We start from the raw sequence: 15,445 nt of genomic DNA, 5'->3' as shown, positions 1-15,445 counted from the left end.
CCACCGACGCCGACTGCGACTCCGAGTCCGAGTCCGACGACCGTACGGGCTCACGAGGGTCGGCCGCCCGACCGCGACCGCGCAGGCGGTCCATCTCGCGCCACTCCGGACGCAGGCCGGCCAGCGAGGTGGTGGCGAAGTACAGGCCGCCACCCACCAACAGCACGGGTATCAGACCGAAGAGGGCCACGGCCGCACCGGCGAGGAGACCCCCGAGGGGGATGCCCGCCCAGGCCATGGAGTCACCGAGGGCACCGACCCGGCCCAGCAGATGGCGCGGCACCCGCTCGAAGGTCACCGCCCCGAGGATCGGGTTGAGGAAGCCGGATCCGAAGCCGCCCACCGCGAAGACCGCGAGCACCACGCCGATCGGCGCGTCCAGGGCCAGGACCAGGAACCTCGGCGCCCCACAGAGCAGGAAGGCAGCGAAGAAGACCACCCGGCGCGGGAGCCGGTGGGCAACGGCCGCCGCGATCAGGCTCCCCGCCACCGCCGCGATCCCCCAGGCACTGCCGGTCAGCCCGATGGCGGCCGGCCCACCGCCGGACTCCTGTGCCCAGAGCGGCACCAGGACCGTCAGGAAGCCCGCATCCAGCAGGTTGGTCACCGCGATCATGACGATGACGGTGAGCAGCAGCGGCTCCCCGCGCAGGAAGGTGAAGCCCTCCCGGAACATCTGCCAGTAACCGGCCGGCTCCTCCCGCTCGGCACCCTTCACGGACCGTACGGACTGCTCGGACTGCGGCGCGAGCGCCCCTCGGCCCATGCCCCGGGGCAGCACGAACAGCACGACCAGCGCGCCCAGCCCGAAGGCGACCGCGTTCACCGTCAGGCCTGCCATCGGACCGAGCAACGCGATCAGACCGCCGCCCACCGCCGGGCCGACCGTCGAGGCCAGTCGCTCGGTGACACCCGAAAGGCCGGTGGCGCGTTCCAGTGGCACCCGGGCGTGGTCGGCCGCCTCGGGGACCATCACCTCCTTGGCCAAGTCCCCCGGGCCGCGCACCGCGCCAACCGCCGCGACCAGTACCAGCAGCAGCCAGAACGGCAGCAGGCCCACACCGTGCAGCAGCGGTATCAGGCCCGCCGCGACGGCGCTCACGGTGTCCGTCGTCCAGGAGACGACGCGCGGGCCCAGCCGGTCGACGACCGGCCCCGTGAGCGCCTTGACCAGCACGTACGGCGCCATCTCGACGAAAGCGACCACGCCCGTCATGGTGGCGCTGCCGGTGGTGGCGAGGACGAACCAGGGCAGGGCGATGGCCGAGACCCGGGTGCCGGTGAGCGCGACGGCCATCGCCGACAGCACACCGACCAACGGCCGGAGGCTGCGCGGGGCGCTGGCGGCCTCAACGGCGGTCGGCGCCATCACGACCGAACCCCCGGACCGCCGGGCCCGTCCGCCGCCCCGTCCCGCTCCGCGCCGTCCGGAGCAGCGCCGTCCGGAGCAGCGCCGTCCGGAGCAGCGTCGCCCTGCGCGGCGTCGCCCCGGTCGACGTCACCCTGGTCGGCGGCCCCGGCAGGCTCGGGCAGTACCTGGAGGACCACCGCCACCCGCTCGGCGCCCGCCGGGGCACCCTCCGCGTCGGCCTGCCGGTAGCGCCCGACGACGGCGGCCAGCTCCTCCGTCAGACTGCGGGTCTCCTCGGGAGTGAGCCGGAGCTCCAGATCGCTGAGGTCGAGCGCATGGCGCCAGGCACGCGGCATGGTCTCGTACCCGTTCAGCGCGCGCTGGGCGGTCAGCGTGTGCGCGGCGACGACGGACCGCAGGTACCCGAGGGCCGCCTCCGGATCCTCGTCCGCCAGCTCCATGTCCGTCCAGACGGTGAGCTGGTGGACCGCCCGCCACCACCGCTCGCGGGCATTGCCGCGCTCGGCGTCCTCGGCGACGAACCCGGCGGCCGCCAACTGGCGCAGGTGGTAACTGGTCGCGCCCGACGTCAGCCCCATCTGCTCGGCGAGCCGCGTCGCGGTGGATGGTCCGCCCCGGCGCAGCAGCCCGATCAGCTGCACGCGGACGGGGTGGGCCAGGGCCCGCAGGCCCTTGGCGTCGAGCACGACGTCACGCTGCGGGTCGGGACTGTGCGGCCACCGCTCGTTCTCGGTCATGGCAGCAGACTAGAACCGCAAAGACTTCTTCGCAAAGGGTTTTTGCGAAGAAGTCTTTGCGGTTCTCCCGGTCGGCTCCACCGGCCCCGTCCGCAAGCCCCCGGTCTCGTCCGCAAACCCTCGGCCTCACTCCGCGACCCCCCGGTCTCACTCGCGGGCGACCGCCAGGACCAGGACCACGGTGAGCCCGCCCCCCGGGGTCTGCTCCACCGCCAGGCGCCCGCCGGCCGCGCGGACCAGACCGTCCACCGCCGGGCCCGCCGCACCGGCGGACCGCAGTCCGGACACCAGCCACTGGCGGGCCTCCGGCAACTCGCTCTGCCCGCGGTCCACCACCCGGAGCTCCACCCGAGCCCGACTCCCGCCCGGCCCCGCGCCCGAACCCGCCGCACCCGAACCCGCCGGCCCCGCCGGCCCCTGCGGGGCGCCCGCCACGTCCGCGCGCACCAGCACCCTGGCCCCCCACGGACTGCGCCGGATCGCATGATCGATCAGCCCGGCCAGTGCCGACTCCAGCCTCCGGGCGTCCGCGACCACGACCGGCAGGCCGGCCGGTATTCGGACCGCCACCTGCCCCGCCCGGCCGCCGCCGCGCAGCACCCGCCGGACCACGTCGGCCACCTGGACGTGCGGCGCCCGCGGACCGCAGCCCTCCGCCCGGTCCGTCCACTGCACCCGCTCCAGTTCCGGGCGGGTGAGTTCGCGCGGTCCGGCCATCGCCCCGGGTCTCGGGCGCCCGAGGCCGCCGGCGGGGCCGAACCCCGCCGCCACCTCCGTACCGTCCGCACTCTCGCCGGGGCCGCCGCCGCGGCCGTTCCCACCCGTGCCGCCGAGCGCGCCCAACCCGCCGAGCGCCCGGGCACCCGACGCGACATAGCCCCAGAGCTTCCCGCGTGCCATCGCCCTGCCCCTCGTACTCCACCGATCCCCGCCGCCAGCCGCGCGGCGGACCGGAGTGGGCCGCGGTCCGGGCCCCTGCTGCCAAGCCTGCGCCCCGGCCGCACGGGTGACAATCCGGCTCCGGGGCACGAACCGGGCACGGTACCCCGCCGACCGACCGGAAACGAACCCGCCGACCGACGGGGGTCCCCCGCCACCGGCACCGGGCACCCCCGGGCCACCCGATCGGGACCGGACCCGCAGACTCCTCCGGACACCTGACACCGGACACCAGACACCGAACGCCCGCTCCCGGCCCGCCCCGCCCGATCAGCCCGCCCGGCCCGCCGAACCTAGACTGGCCCCATGACCCGGCTCAACGACCAGGTCCAGGAGCTGCTCCAGGAGTACGCCGACCTGATCTCGATCACCGGCGGGGACGCCTTCCGGGCCCGCGCCTACGAGAAGGCCGCCCGTGCGGTGGGCGGTCATCCGGAGGACATCGCCGGACTGGACGCCAAGGGCCTCCAACAGATCCCCGGCGTCGGGAAGTCCACCGCCGACAAGATCGCCCAGTACCTCGCCACCGGCCGGATGGAGGCCCTGGAGACACTGCGCGCGGCCATCCCGGCCGGGGTCCGCGAGATGACGGCCATCCCCGGCCTCGGCCCCAAGCGCGCCCTCGCCCTCTACCGCGACCTCGGCATCGCCTCCGTCGACCAGCTCGCGGAGGCGATCCGCGCGGACCGGCTGAGCACCGTGGCCGGCTTCGGCGAGCGCAGCGGCGAGCAGATCCTGCGCGGCATCGACCTGGTGCGGCAGTCCGGCGGACGGACCCTGCTCGACGCCGCCACCGAGCAGGCCGAGCAGGTCGTCGCCGCGATCGCGGCCGTCCCGGGCTGCACCCGCTGCGCGTACGCGGGTTCGCTGCGCCGGATGCGCGAGACCGTCGGTGACATCGACGTGCTCGCCACCGCCGAGGACTCCGCCCCCCTGATGGCCGCGCTCGCCGGACTCCCCACGGTGGCCGAGGTGATCGTGCGCGGGCCGACCAAGAGCTCGGTGCGCACCGCCAAAGGCCTCCAGGTGGACCTGCGGGTGGTGCCGGAGGAGGACTGGGGAGCGGCGCTGGTCTACTTCACCGGCTCGAAGGCGCACAACATCCGGCTCCGCACGATCGCCGTCCGGGCCGGGCTCAAGCTCTCCGAGTACGGCCTGTTCGACGCCGAGAGCGGCGAGAAGATCGTCTCGGCCACCGAGGAGGAGGTCTACGCGGCGCTCGGCCTGCCCTGGATCGCGCCGCCACAGCGCGAGGACCGGGGCGAGATCGAGGCGGCCCTGCGCGGCGAGCTCCCGGAGCTCGTCACCGAGGCGGACCTGCGCGGCGACCTGCACACCCACACCGACCTCACCGACGGGCTGGCCCCCCTGGAGGAGATGATCGACACGGCGGCCGCCCGCGGCTACGCGTACTACGCCGTCACCGACCACGCGCCCGACCTGGTGATGCAGCGCATGACGGACGAGAAGATGCTCGCCCAGCGCGAGCGGCTGCGCGAACTGGCCGGCCGCCACCGGCGACTGCGCCTGCTGCACGGCACCGAGCTGAACATCGGACCGGACGGCGGCGTGGACTGGCCCGCCGGGTTCCTGGCCGGTTTCGACGTCTGCGTCGCCTCCGTCCATTCGCACTTCGGGGCCGACCGCGCCACCCAGACCCGCCGGCTGATCCGCGCCTGCGAGAACCCGCACGTGCACGTCATCGGCCATCTCACCACCCGGCGGATCGGCCGGCGCGGGCCGATCGACGTCGACCTCGACGCCGTCTTCCGGGCCGCCGCCCGGACCGGGACCGCGATCGAGATCAACAGCTCGCCCCAGCGGCTCGACCTGCGCGACGAGGACGTGCTGCGGGCCAAACGGCACGGAGTCCGCTTCTCGATCGACAGCGACGCCCACTCCACCCTGCAACTGGCCTATCCGAGGTATGGCGTCGGCACCGCACAGCGGGCCTGGCTGACCACCGAGGACGTGATCAACGCCTGGCCGTGGCAGCGTCTGAAGCGGTTCCTGCGCAAGGACGCACTGCGGTAGCGCCCGGTCGCCGCGCCCCGGCCGCCCCCACTCCCAGCCCGGCTGAATTGCCCTGATTCATGGAGAAAATCCCTGGCGCAGGCGGCGCGGGAAGCGCATCATGGAAGTGGACCTGCGAGGAGCTGGGGAAGTTCGACCGCAGGAGGCAGTGGCGACAGATCGAGACGGATCAGGGTCTGCCGCTGGTACCTCGGTCGACGATCGAACCGCAAGGCCGGAGGACACGATGTCCGGAGGCCACCCCCTTCTCGCAGGTTCCGTCTGCCCGGCACCGGCCGACCGCCCGACTACGCCCGAGCCCACCGGCCACCTCCGACCGCTCGCCTCCGGTCACCCCCGCCGGGGCGCGGCCATCCCTTCCCAGAGGCCACTCCTGCCGCCCCGGGGCCGCCGCCGCACGGTACGGTGCCTCGACACCGGCAACTCCACCGCTCGGGGCCGACGCCCCGCCGGCCCGCCCCGAAGGACCATCCGATGACCGACCACCGCTCGTCCACGGGCAGCACGGGACATGACGGGCCAAACCCGGGTCCGCCGGCCACCCGGGCGGCGGCCCGCCGGTGACCGGCGCCGCACCCGACTACCGTCGACTCGCCGCCGTCGGACCGTACTTCGCGCTGGACGCCGCCGCCTCGCCCGCCGAGGCCCCGCCGACCGGGTTCCGGCCGCTGCGCGAGTTGTACGCGCAGGGGTCCGACGCGCCGCTGGCCGAGCGGGTCCGGGTGGTGGCCCGCCGGCTCGGCACCGCCGAACCCCGGGTCGCTGCCTCGATCCTGCACCTCGGGCTGGCCGCCCGGTTCTGCTCGGTGACCCTCGGTTCCGCCGTCCTGCTGGGCACGGTGCCCACGCTGGACCCGGACCGCGCCCATGTGCACGTTCCCGAGCAGGGCCCGATCGACCTGTGGACGCCGTACGAGCCGGCGCAGCCGGACCGGACGGATGACGAGCCGCTGGTCGACCGGCTCCACCGCGTGCTCCTCCAGGGCCAGTTGGCGCTGCTCGCAGCCGCCGTCCGAGCGGCCGTACCGCTCTCCGGCAGACTGCTCGACGGCAACGCCGCCTCCGCGCTGGCCGGGGCGCTGCGCATGGTGGACGCCCATGCGGCCCCCGGCCGGGCCCGCGCCCTCGTCGCGGAGCTGCTCCGCCGGCCGCCGCTGGCCGGCTCCGGGACGCTGCGCACCACCGGCTTCCGGCGGACCAGTTGCTGCCTCTACTACCGGGTCGGCCCGAGCGCGGGGGTCTGCGGCGACTGCTGCTTCACCAGCCCGCCCCGCCGCCCCTGATCCCGCTCCGCAGGAGCGACCCGCCGGCTGACCCGCCGTAGCGCAGCGGCCGCGCCCGGCCTGTCCGGGGCCGGGCGCGGGCCGCCGGTCCCCACCCGGCGCCGATGCCCGTGGCGGCGGGTGGAGCCTTCCGGCCGGCGCGGTCAGACCGCGACCGCCTCCTCCATCTCCTCCTCTGCCGCGACCCCCGACCCCGCCGCCGCGTCGGCCGCCGGGTCGCTCGCCCGGGGCGCGCGGGCCCGGGCGCGCTTCTCGTACCGGACCGCGCCGACCATCACCGCGCCGCCCAGCAGCAGCCAGAGCACCAGTGTCAGCACGTGTCGGCCGAGCCCGGCGCCACCGCCGAAGTAGAGGATGCTGCGGGCGCCCTCCATGAATCCGGCACCGGTCCAGAACGCGTGCAGGCCACCGAACAAGCCGTTCTGCAGCTCGGGCCGGTAGATGCCGCCGGAGGTGGTGAAGTTCAGCATCACGAACAGCACCATCATCGTCAGCGTGGTCCATCGCTTCAGGAAGCTGTGGAGGCCGATTCCGATCGCGATGACACCTGCCGAGTACAGCCAGCCGAGTGCCCAGACGGCCGCCAGGTCGTGGTCCACGACGTGGAAGACCGGTCCGGCGGTGACGATGCCGATCACGCTCACCGCCAGCGAGACGGCGAGGCCGACCAGGGCCCGGATCCGCATGCCGAGCGCGGCACCGGCCGCGCCGATCACCGCGACGCTCGCGTAGGAGCCGATGCTGAGCGCGACCAGCAGGAAGAACAGGCCCTGACCGGTCGGGTCGCCCTTGCTGGGCGTGGTCAGGTCGGTGACGGCCAGCGGCACGCCCTGCTTGTCGGTGACGTTCCGGAACACCGCTTCCGCCGCCATCGCGGAGGTGTCGGATCCGCCCTTGGCGACGATCAGTTCGGGGCTCCGGGCGTCCGGCAGGAACGCGCCGACCAGCTCGCGGTCGCGCAGTTGCTGCTCGGCGGCCTCCCGGGTGGACAGGGTGCTGACGTCGAGCGCCGGGCCGGCCTTGGCCCGGACGGCGTCCGCGAGGCCCTGCGCCTGCGCGGAGGTGCCGACGACGGCGACCTTCAGGTGGTGCGGCGCGGGCTGGTGGAAGGCGCCCTGGTAGGCGAGCGCCATGCCCAGGCACATCAGCAGCGGGGTGAGCAGGTGGACGGCGAGGTGCTGGAGCGAGTGCCTCAGGGCGGGCGCGGCCGCGGTGGTCTGGGGTGAGCTCATGGCGTTCGTTTCATCCTCCGGTGCCACATCCAAAACAGATGGTAAATGCAACTATCTGGATGCAGTGTACAACCATTGCCAGGGTGCGCGAAAGCCTGGGTGCGCGAAAGCCTGGGCCCGCGGAAGCCCCGGCCCTGCGAAGCCCGGAAGCCCCGGCCCCGCGAAGCCCCGGCCCCGCGAAGCCCGATAGCCCCGGCCCCACGAAGCCCCGGCCGCCTCACCCCAGCTCGAACACCCCGTAGGAGAACCCGTCCGCCCGCAGCTCGCCGTCGACCACCCGTACCCCCTGCACGTCCAGCGGCCGCACCCCGACCGGGCCGACCGCCCCGGAAGCGGCGCCCGCCGCCGGTCCGAGCGGCACCGCGCCCGGCTCCCGGCGCGGATTGACCACGACCAGGTACCGCCCGGCCCGGGTGTACACCAGCGGGTACCCGGCGTTGCGGACCTCGACCGTGCCGCCCGCGCCCAGACCCGGATGAGCCCGCCGAAGCGCGATCAGGCGCCGGACGGTGTGCAGCAGCGACGTCGGGTCGACCCGCTGCGTGGCGACGTCCGGGCGGTGCGGATCGGGGTCGACGGGCAGGTAGAGACGCTCGGCGGGCGCGGCGGAGAAACCGGCGTTCACCCCGGGCCCCCACTGCATCGGCGTGCGCGAGCCGGCCCGGTTGTAGTGCGGACCGAGCACGCTGCCCTCCACGTCGGGCAGCCCGGGCAGGTACCGCATGCCGATCTCGTCGCCGTAGTAGACCGCCGGCAGGGTGGGCCAGGTGAGCTGGAAGGCGAAGGCGGGCGCGAGCTGTTCGGCGGTGCGCGGACCGGTGGCGAGCCGGGAGAAGTCGTGGTTCGCGGTGGGCAGCGCGATGTACCCGGCGCCTTCGGTGAGTTCGGCGGCGCTGCGCCAGGCGTCGAGGAAGGTCCGCGGGGTGCCGCGGCCCTCGGCCTCGAAGTAGCAGGGGCCCTGCCTCCAGTACTCCTCGACCGTTCCGGCGCCGTTGTTCCAGAGCGAGCGCAGCGGCAGGCCGTGGTCGGCGCCGCCGAACTGCAGGAAGAAGTCGGCGTGGAAGCCGGCCGCGACCGCGGTGGCCGGGTCGCCCCACTCGGCGAGCAGCGCGGCCTGCGGGTGGGCGCGGTCGAGCCAGTCGCGCAGCTCGGTCCAGAGCTTGGCGGTCTCGACGAACCCGGGGTCGTCCTTGACCAGCGAGGAGGCCATGTCGACGCGGAAGCCCGCCAGGCCGAGGCCGAGCCAGTGCGCCATGATCTCGCGCAGCGCGGCACGGTTGGCGCGCGGGCCCTCGGCGTCCACCGGCTGGCGCCAGGGCTGGTCGGAACGGCTCTGCGCGTAGCCGAAGTTGAGCGCGGGCTGGCAGTCGAAGAAGTTCGGCCGGTACCAGCCGGGGCGACTGCCGGGCGAGGCGACGAAGCCCTCGACCGGCCGGTCCGCCCAGATGTACCGGTGGTCGCCCGGGTCTTCGACGGCGGCGAGGAACCAGGGGTGCCGGTCGGAGGTGTGGCCGGCGACCAGGTCGAGCAGGATCCGGATGCCCCGGCCCCGCGCCGCCTCGACCAGCGCGGCCAGGTCCTCGGTGGTGCCGTACCGGGGCGCGGGCGCGAGGTAGTCGCTGACGTCGTACCCGGCGTCGCGGAACGGCGAGGCGAAGCAGGGGTTCAGCCAGACCGTGTCGACCCCGAGCCAGGCCAGGTGGTCGAGGTGCTCGGCGATGCCCGCGAAGTCACCGACGCCGTCGCCGTCGGAGTCTGCGAAGGTCTGCGGGTAGATCTGGTAGAGAACGGCGTCGGCCAGCCAGTCGGGGCCGGGGCGGGTCGAGGTCATGGGGTGGATCCTCCTGCGGGGTGCCGGGGTCCTGGTCCACCGATTCTCGTCCGATCCCGGCCGTCCCGACAGTCCCCGTCCGGCACTTCCCCCTCCCCGCTCCCCGGCCCGGGCCGCGCCGGCCACCGCCCCCGTCCGTACGGGCCCGCCGGCTACCGGCCGCCCGCCGTGCAGGCCTGGGTGAACACCTTGGCCCGACGGGTGATCTCGGCCCAGTCACCGTCCGCGACGACGTCCGGCGCCACCACGTCCGTTCCCGCGCAGACCGCGAGCGCGCCCTGCGCGAGGAACTCCGCGGCGTTGCCCGCGTTGACGCCGCCGGAGGCGAGCAGCGGGACGTCCGGATAGGGGCCGCGCAGGTCCTTGAAGTAGCCGGGCCCGAACGCCCGGGCCGGGAAGATCTTGACGGCGGCGGCACCGAGGTCGACGGCCCGGGCGACCTCGGTGGGCGTGAGCGCGCCGAGCACGACCGGCACCCGGGCGGCGTGTGCGGCCCGTGCCACCTCCGGCCGGAGCCCGGGGGTGACCAGGAACGAGGCGTCGGCGGCGATCGCCTCCTCGGCCTGCTCCGCGGTCAGCACGGTACCGATCCCGACCCGCCAGCCCTTCCGTGCCGCGCGACGCAGATGGGTCGCCACCTCCGGGGTGGTGTACGTGAATTCGGTCAGGTTGATGCCGCCCTCGGCGAGCGCGGCGCAGAGGGCGGCGGCGTCCGGTATCCGGGGAGCGCGGACGACGGCGATCACGGGCGAGGCGGCCAGCACGGCCTGAAGGCGGGCGAACACGGAAGGCGTGGGGTTCACAGGGCTCGGGTTCCTCGATCGGTTCGGCGCAGGGCTCGCCCGGGCCGGGCGCCCGTGGTACGGCCGTGCTGGACGACGGCGGTGCCGTTGACGTAGACGTGCTCGATTCCGGCGGCGGGCCGCCGGGGCTGCTCGAAGGTGGCGGCGTCCTGGACGCGTTCGGGGTCGAAGAGCACCAGGTCGGCGTGGAATCCGGGAGCGATCCGGCCGCGCCGGTCCAGTCGCAGCCGGGCGGCCGGGCGGCCGGTCATCCGGGCGATCACCTGTTCCAACGTGAGTACACCCAACTCCCGTCCGTAGTGAGCGAGATAGCGGGGGAACGTACCCCAGGCGCGCGGATGCGGCCGGGCTCCGACGAGCAGACCGTCACTGCCGACGGTGTGCGCCCGGTGCCGCATGATCGCCCGGACGTTCTCCTCGTGGCCGACGTGCTGGAGGATGGTGGTGGCCAACTCGTCCCGGCGCAGCAGGTCGAGGAAGACCTCCGTCCCGCCGCGGCCCCGCTCGACGGCGAGTTCGGCGACGGTCCGGCCGACCGCCCCCGCCAGTTCCGGGTTCCGGACGCCGGAGAGCTGGATGGTCGCCCAGTCGGTCACCACCCCGTGGCAGCCGTCGCTGCCCTTCTCCTCCACCTCGTACCGGATCCGCTCGCACGCGGCCGCGTCACCGAGCCGGGCCAGGGTGGCCTGCGGACCGCCCTCGGTGGCCCAGCCGGGCAGCAGGGCGGCCAGTGTGGTGGAGCCGGGCAGGTAGGGGTAGCTGTCCAGGGTGAGGTCGATGCCGTCGGCCAGCGCCCGGTCGACGAGGTCGAGCAGTTCGCCGGCCCGCCCCTGGTTGACGCCGAAGTTCATGGTGGCGTGGGTGAGGTGCACCGGGCAGCCGGCCAGGCGGGCGATCTCCACCATCTCCGCGTAGCCCTCCAACGCGCCCGCACCGTAGGAGCGTTGGTGCGGTGCGTGGAAGCCGCCGTACTCGGCGACCACCCGGCAGAGCGCGACCAGTTCGGCGGTGTCGGCGTACATCCCGGGCGTGTAGGTCAGGCCGCTGGAGAGGCCGACCGCGCCCTCGCCGAGGCCCTGGGCCAGCAGTTCGCGCATCCGGTGCAGTTCGGTGGCGCTCGGCGCGCGGTTCTCCCAGCCCATCGCGAGCATCCGCAGCGAACCGTGCGGGACCAGGTAGCAGGCGTTGACGGCGGGGCCGGTCCGATCCAGCCGGTCCAGGTACCCGCCGACGGTGCGCCAGTCCCAGTCGAAGTCCTCCGGGTCGCCGTTCCAGCCGGCGATCTGGCGGCGCAGCGCCGGCAGCGTGGTGTCGTCCACCGGCGCGTACGAGAGCCCGTCCTGGCCGAGGACTTCGCAGGTGACGCCCTGGGTGACCTTGGCGGGGTGGTCGGGTTCGAGCAGCAGGGCGAGGTCGGAGTGGGCGTGCATGTCGATGAAGCCGGGGGCCAGGACCAGCCCGTCGGCATCCACCTCGCGGGCGGCACCGAGGCCGTGACCGAGCTCGGTGATCCACCCCCGCCCGATCCGCACGTCGGCCCGGTACCGGTCGGCGCCGGTGCCGTCGACGACGGTGGCCCCCTTGAAGACGAGGTCGCCGCGCGGGGGCTGATCATCCATCAGAAGAACGTCCTGACCAGTCCGGTGACCTTCGGGTCCGCGGCGGTGGCGTCGTCCAGCACCGGGAGCAGCGTCCACTTGTCGAAGGCGGTGCACGGGTGGGAGACCCCGAGGCGGAGCACCGCGCCGACCGGCGCGAGGTCGCCCGCGTCGCGCAGGAAGGCATGCTGGTCGTTGAGCGCGGTGATCCGGGCCGCCGTGCCGGTCAGCTCAGCTCCGCCCCGGACGAGTTGCGGCTCCGGCAGGCCCTCGTCGAAGGGCAGGTCGCGCTTGCCGGCGTCCAGCAGGGCCAGCTGCGGCTCCGGCCGGGAGACCACCCGCGCCCAGCCGTGCAGGGCGCTGCGGAAGGGCGCCGGACCGGCACCCCGGACCAGCGGCGAGATCCCCCGGTAGAAGCCGTCGTCGTGGGCGATGTAGGCGCCCGAGCGCAGCACCACGGCGGCCTCCGGCAGACCGGCCAGTTCCTCGACCACCAGGTCGAAGTAGGCGCTTCCGCCGGCCGTGACCACCGGCGGGGCTCCGTCGGCATAGGCACCGGCGAGTCGGCCGTGCAGCTCGGCGAGTGCCCGCAGGTAGCCGCGGACGGTGGCCAGGCCGTCGGCGGTCGCGTCGTGGGCCAGCGCCCCCTCGTAGCCGCCGATCCCCGCCAGCCGCAGCGTCGGGGCGCGCAGGACCGCGGCGGCGACCTCCACGGCGGCGTCGACGCCGCGCGCACCGGTGCGCCCGCCGGGGCCGCCGAGTTCGACCAGTACCTCGACCGGCCGTCCGGCGCCGGCCGCGCGCAGGGCCTCGTCCATCAACCGGACGCTCTCCGTGGAGTCCACCCAGGAGACGAAGGCGAACGACGGGTCGGCGGCCAGCTCGGCGGCGAGCCAGCCGAGCCCGGCCGGGTCGAGCAGGGTGTTGGCCAGCAGGATCCGCCGGACGCCGAACGCCCGCGCCACCTGGACCTGCGGCAGGTTGGCCAGGGTGATGCCGTGGCTGCCGGCGTCCAGCTGCGCCTGCCAGAGCGCGGGCGCCATCGTCGTCTTGCCGTGCGGGGCGAGTGCGACACCCGCCTTGGCGCACCAGTCGGCCATCGTCCGCACGTTGTGGTCGAGCGCGGCGGCGTCCAGGGTGAGCAGCGGGGTGCCGAACCCGGCGAGGGTGGGCCCGGTGGCGAGGTAGTCGCGCACGGTCGATCCCCAGGCGGCGGGCGGCAGCGCCTTGAAGCGCCAGTCGAGCAGCTCGTCGGCGAGGGCCGCCACCGCTCCGGTGTCGATGCCCGGCCCGGTGCCACTGCTTACGAAGGTCTGGTCCACCATCTTCTCCTTACGTGTTGCAACATGTGCAACGAGGGTTGCACATGTTGGCATCACGGTTCTAGCATCGGCGCCGGACGAAGGTCAACGGAAACGGTCATCCGCCGCACACGAGGAGCCCGCCATATGCCCCGACAGGACGCCGCCGTGAGCTCGGGCACCCCGCCGCTCGACAGCCCGACGGCGGGCACCCCGGCGGCGCGGGGCAGGTCCTCGGCGCGGGGCGGGTCGGCCCGGGCATCGGCGGCCCAGGCCGCGTCGACCCAGGCTGCGGCGGAGCGGGCCGCGCCCGAGGGTCCGTCGAGCGCGGCCCCGACGGCGGTCTGCCTGGGCGAGTCGATGGCGGTCCTGCTGCCGGACCGGCCCGGCCCGCTGGAGGAGGTGGAGAACTTCCGGCTCTCGGTCGGCGGCGCCGAGTCCAACGTGGCGGGCGCACTGGTGGCGCTCGGCGTGTCGAGCGCCTGGATCAGCCGGGTGGGCGACGACGGCTTCGGCCGCCGCCTGGTCGGCGAGGTCGCCGCCCGCGGGGTGGACGTCTCGGCGGTCGCGGTCGACCCGCACCGCCCGACCGGCCTCTACCTCAAAGAGGTCGGTGGCTCCACCGACGCCCGGCACGACCTCGGTCCCGGACGCAGCCGGCTGCACTACCACCGACGCGGCTCGGCCGCCTCCGCGCTCTCCCCCGCCCTGCTGGACGACCCGGCCGCCGTCCGCCTACTGGCCGGCGCCCGTCTGCTGCACCTGTCCGGCATCACCGCGGCCCTGTCCGACGACTGCCTGGCCCTGCTGCGCGTCCTGCTCGCCGAGCCCCGCCCCGGCCGGCTGACCAGCTTCGACCTGAACTTGCGTCCCACGCTCTGGCACGACCGCGACCCGGCCGTGCTGCCCCCGCTGCTGGACGCGGCCGACCTGCTGCTGCTCGGCGCCGACGAGGGCGAGGCGGCCTTCGGCACCGGCGACCCGCAGGCGCTGCGCCGCCGCTTCCCCTCGCCCGCCACCGTGGTCGTCAAGGACGCCGCCCGGACGGTCACCGCGCTGGAGCGGGACGGCACGGCCGTCACCGAGCCGGCCCTCGCCGTCGAGGTGGTCGAAGCCACCGGCGCGGGCGACGCCTTCGCGGCCGGCTACCTCGCGGCCACCGTGCGCGGCCTGGACCAGCGCCGCCGGCTGCGGCTCGGCCACCTCAGCGCCGCCTGCGCGCTCACCGCCCACGGGGACCAGGCCGAGCTGCCGCCCGAACCGGTGGTCGCCGCGCTCCTGAACGCCTCCCCCCGGGACTGGGCCGCCACCCGGATCTCCGCGGGTGGCATCGTGTCCCCCGTACTGCCCGTGTCGGTGCCGCCCGGGCCGGTCCCGTCCGCGACGCCGGGACCGGCGACCGGGAGCGAGGCCTCCGACCCTCGACCGGCCGCCTCCCCGGCCCTTGGAGCACGATGAGCCAGACCGTCACCCGCGCCCTGCGCATCCTCGCCGAGCTCGGCGAGGGCGAGCGCTCCCTGGACCAGCTCGCCGAGCTGCTCGGCGTGCACAAGACCACGGTGCTGCGGCTGCTCCAGAGCCTCGAAGAGGAACGATTCGTCTACCGCGACCCGGCCTACCGCTACCACCTCGGCGCCGGCCTCTTCGCGCTCTCCGGCCTCGCCCTGGAGCAGCGCGGCGTCCGCCGGATCGCCGCCCCGCACCTGGCCGAGCTGAACGCCGCCACCGGCCAGACCGTCCATCTGGCCGCCTACGAGGGCGGCGAGGTGGTCTACATCGACAAGTACGACTCGCGCCACCCGGTCAGGATGTACTCGCGGATCGGCCTGCGGGCGGCCCTGCACAGCGCCGCCGTCTCCAAGGTGCTGCTCGCCGACCTGCCGCTGCCCGAGCGGCGCCGGGTGGTGGCCGGCATCGACTTCACCCCGCACACCGCCCGCACCCTGACCACCCCCGAGGCACTGCTCACCGAGCTGGAGAAGGTGGCGGTCCAGGGCTGGGCCCAGGACCACGCCGAGCACGAGGCCTTCATCAACTGCGTGGCCGCGCCGATCCGGGACGCCAGCGGACGCGTCGTCGCCGCCGCCTCGATCTCCGTCCCCGACGTCGTCCTCCCCTACGAGCAGGTGCTGGAGCTGCTGCCCCAGTTGCTCGCGACCACCCGCGCCGTCTCCGCCGACTGCGGACAGGCCCCCTGACCCGGCTGCCCGACCGAACCGGCCGCTGCCCCACCGAACCGGCCGACCCACGCTGCCCCACCTGACCGGCCGACCCACCGAACCGGCCGACCCGCCCCGACCCTCCTGACCAGCCGA

At 74.7% G+C, this 15,445-nt stretch carries 11 protein-coding genes and 1 pseudogene; 4 read left to right on the top strand and 8 right to left on the bottom strand.

What is annotated here, in order from left to right; genetic code table 11:
* Positions 1-73 precede the first annotated feature (73 nt).
* The 3 genes and pseudogenes from AB0J08_RS25880 to AB0J08_RS25870 form a co-directional block, all read right to left on the bottom strand.
* Positions 74-1,369, bottom strand: a pseudogene (locus AB0J08_RS25880) (MFS transporter); the annotation flags it as partial.
* Entirely contained in the window at positions 1,369-2,109 is a 741-nt protein-coding gene (locus AB0J08_RS25875) for a winged helix-turn-helix domain-containing protein (protein ID WP_360638888.1), read from the bottom strand. The pseudogene AB0J08_RS25880 and the gene AB0J08_RS25875, both read right to left, overlap by 1 nt.
* Before the next feature lie 147 nt (positions 2,110-2,256).
* A complete protein-coding gene (locus tag AB0J08_RS25870; RefSeq protein WP_360638885.1) occupies positions 2,257-3,009 on the bottom strand; it encodes a hypothetical protein in 753 nt (250 codons plus the stop codon).
* A 345-nt stretch (positions 3,010-3,354) separates the two neighbouring features.
* On the opposite strand from AB0J08_RS25870, the gene polX reads away from it, so the two are divergent.
* Both polX and AB0J08_RS25860 read left to right on the top strand, forming a co-directional pair.
* Positions 3,355-5,082 carry a DNA polymerase/3'-5' exonuclease PolX gene (polX, locus tag AB0J08_RS25865; protein ID WP_360638882.1) on the top strand — a complete coding sequence of 576 codons (1,728 nt, stop codon included), beginning with the start codon at positions 3,355-3,357 and terminating at the stop codon, positions 5,080-5,082.
* A 560-nt stretch (positions 5,083-5,642) separates the two neighbouring features.
* Entirely contained in the window at positions 5,643-6,365 is a 723-nt protein-coding gene (locus AB0J08_RS25860) for a (2Fe-2S)-binding protein (protein ID WP_360638879.1), read from the top strand.
* A gap of 143 nt (positions 6,366-6,508) precedes the next feature.
* On the opposite strand, the gene AB0J08_RS25855 is transcribed toward AB0J08_RS25860, so the two are convergent.
* The 5 genes from AB0J08_RS25855 to AB0J08_RS25835 all read right to left on the bottom strand — a co-directional run bounded on the left by AB0J08_RS25855 (position 6,509) and on the right by AB0J08_RS25835 (position 13,154).
* On the bottom strand, positions 6,509-7,597 hold the full coding sequence (locus tag AB0J08_RS25855; RefSeq protein ID WP_360638876.1) for a hypothetical protein: 1,089 nt from the start codon (positions 7,595-7,597) through the stop codon (positions 6,509-6,511).
* Positions 7,598-7,814: 217 nt separating this feature from the next.
* On the bottom strand, positions 7,815-9,428 hold the full coding sequence (locus AB0J08_RS25850) for an alpha-amylase family glycosyl hydrolase (RefSeq protein WP_360638874.1): 1,614 nt from the start codon (positions 9,426-9,428) through the stop codon (positions 7,815-7,817).
* A 152-nt stretch (positions 9,429-9,580) separates the two neighbouring features.
* Positions 9,581-10,231, bottom strand: a complete 651-nt coding sequence (locus AB0J08_RS25845) for a bifunctional 4-hydroxy-2-oxoglutarate aldolase/2-dehydro-3-deoxy-phosphogluconate aldolase (protein ID WP_360638871.1) — start codon at positions 10,229-10,231, stop codon at positions 9,581-9,583.
* Positions 10,228-11,850 (bottom strand): D-aminoacylase, encoded by a 1,623-nt coding sequence (locus AB0J08_RS25840; RefSeq protein WP_360638868.1) that lies wholly within the window; start codon positions 11,848-11,850, stop codon positions 10,228-10,230. The genes AB0J08_RS25845 and AB0J08_RS25840 overlap by 4 nt, the downstream gene beginning before the upstream one ends.
* Positions 11,850-13,154, bottom strand: coding sequence for an alanine racemase (locus AB0J08_RS25835; protein WP_360638864.1), 1,305 nt, complete (start codon positions 13,152-13,154; stop codon positions 11,850-11,852). Before AB0J08_RS25835 ends, AB0J08_RS25840 begins: the two co-directional genes overlap by 1 nt.
* A 123-nt stretch (positions 13,155-13,277) precedes the next feature.
* Here AB0J08_RS25835 and AB0J08_RS25830 point away from each other — a divergent pair, with 123 nt between their 5' ends.
* On the top strand, positions 13,278-14,588 hold the full coding sequence (locus tag AB0J08_RS25830; protein ID WP_360638861.1) for a sugar kinase: 1,311 nt from the start codon (positions 13,278-13,280) through the stop codon (positions 14,586-14,588).
* Positions 14,585-15,328: an IclR family transcriptional regulator gene (locus AB0J08_RS25825; RefSeq protein ID WP_360638859.1), complete on the top strand. Its 744-nt coding sequence runs from the start codon at positions 14,585-14,587 to the stop codon at positions 15,326-15,328. The genes AB0J08_RS25830 and AB0J08_RS25825 overlap by 4 nt, the downstream gene beginning before the upstream one ends.
* Positions 15,329-15,445 lie beyond the last annotated feature (117 nt).

The organism is Kitasatospora sp. NPDC050463, from assembly GCF_040655255.1.
GTDB lineage: Bacteria > Actinomycetota > Actinomycetes > Streptomycetales > Streptomycetaceae > Kitasatospora.
This window is presented reverse-complemented; position numbering and strand designations above follow the sequence as displayed.

Coding starts and splice junctions, on each gene's coding strand:
- AB0J08_RS25875 (WP_360638888.1), bottom strand. CDS start 2,109: ATGACCGAGAACGAGCGGTGGCCGCACAGTCCCGACCCGCAGCGTGAC.
- AB0J08_RS25870 (WP_360638885.1), bottom strand. CDS start 3,009: ATGGCACGCGGGAAGCTCTGGGGCTATGTCGCGTCGGGTGCCCGGGCG.
- polX (WP_360638882.1), top strand. CDS start 3,355: ATGACCCGGCTCAACGACCAGGTCCAGGAGCTGCTCCAGGAGTACGCC.
- AB0J08_RS25855 (WP_360638876.1), bottom strand. CDS start 7,597: ATGAGCTCACCCCAGACCACCGCGGCCGCGCCCGCCCTGAGGCACTCG.
- AB0J08_RS25850 (WP_360638874.1), bottom strand. CDS start 9,428: ATGACCTCGACCCGCCCCGGCCCCGACTGGCTGGCCGACGCCGTTCTC.
- AB0J08_RS25840 (WP_360638868.1), bottom strand. CDS start 11,850: ATGGATGATCAGCCCCCGCGCGGCGACCTCGTCTTCAAGGGGGCCACC.
- AB0J08_RS25835 (WP_360638864.1), bottom strand. CDS start 13,154: ATGGTGGACCAGACCTTCGTAAGCAGTGGCACCGGGCCGGGCATCGAC.
- AB0J08_RS25830 (WP_360638861.1), top strand. CDS start 13,278: ATGCCCCGACAGGACGCCGCCGTGAGCTCGGGCACCCCGCCGCTCGAC.
- AB0J08_RS25825 (WP_360638859.1), top strand. CDS start 14,585: ATGAGCCAGACCGTCACCCGCGCCCTGCGCATCCTCGCCGAGCTCGGC.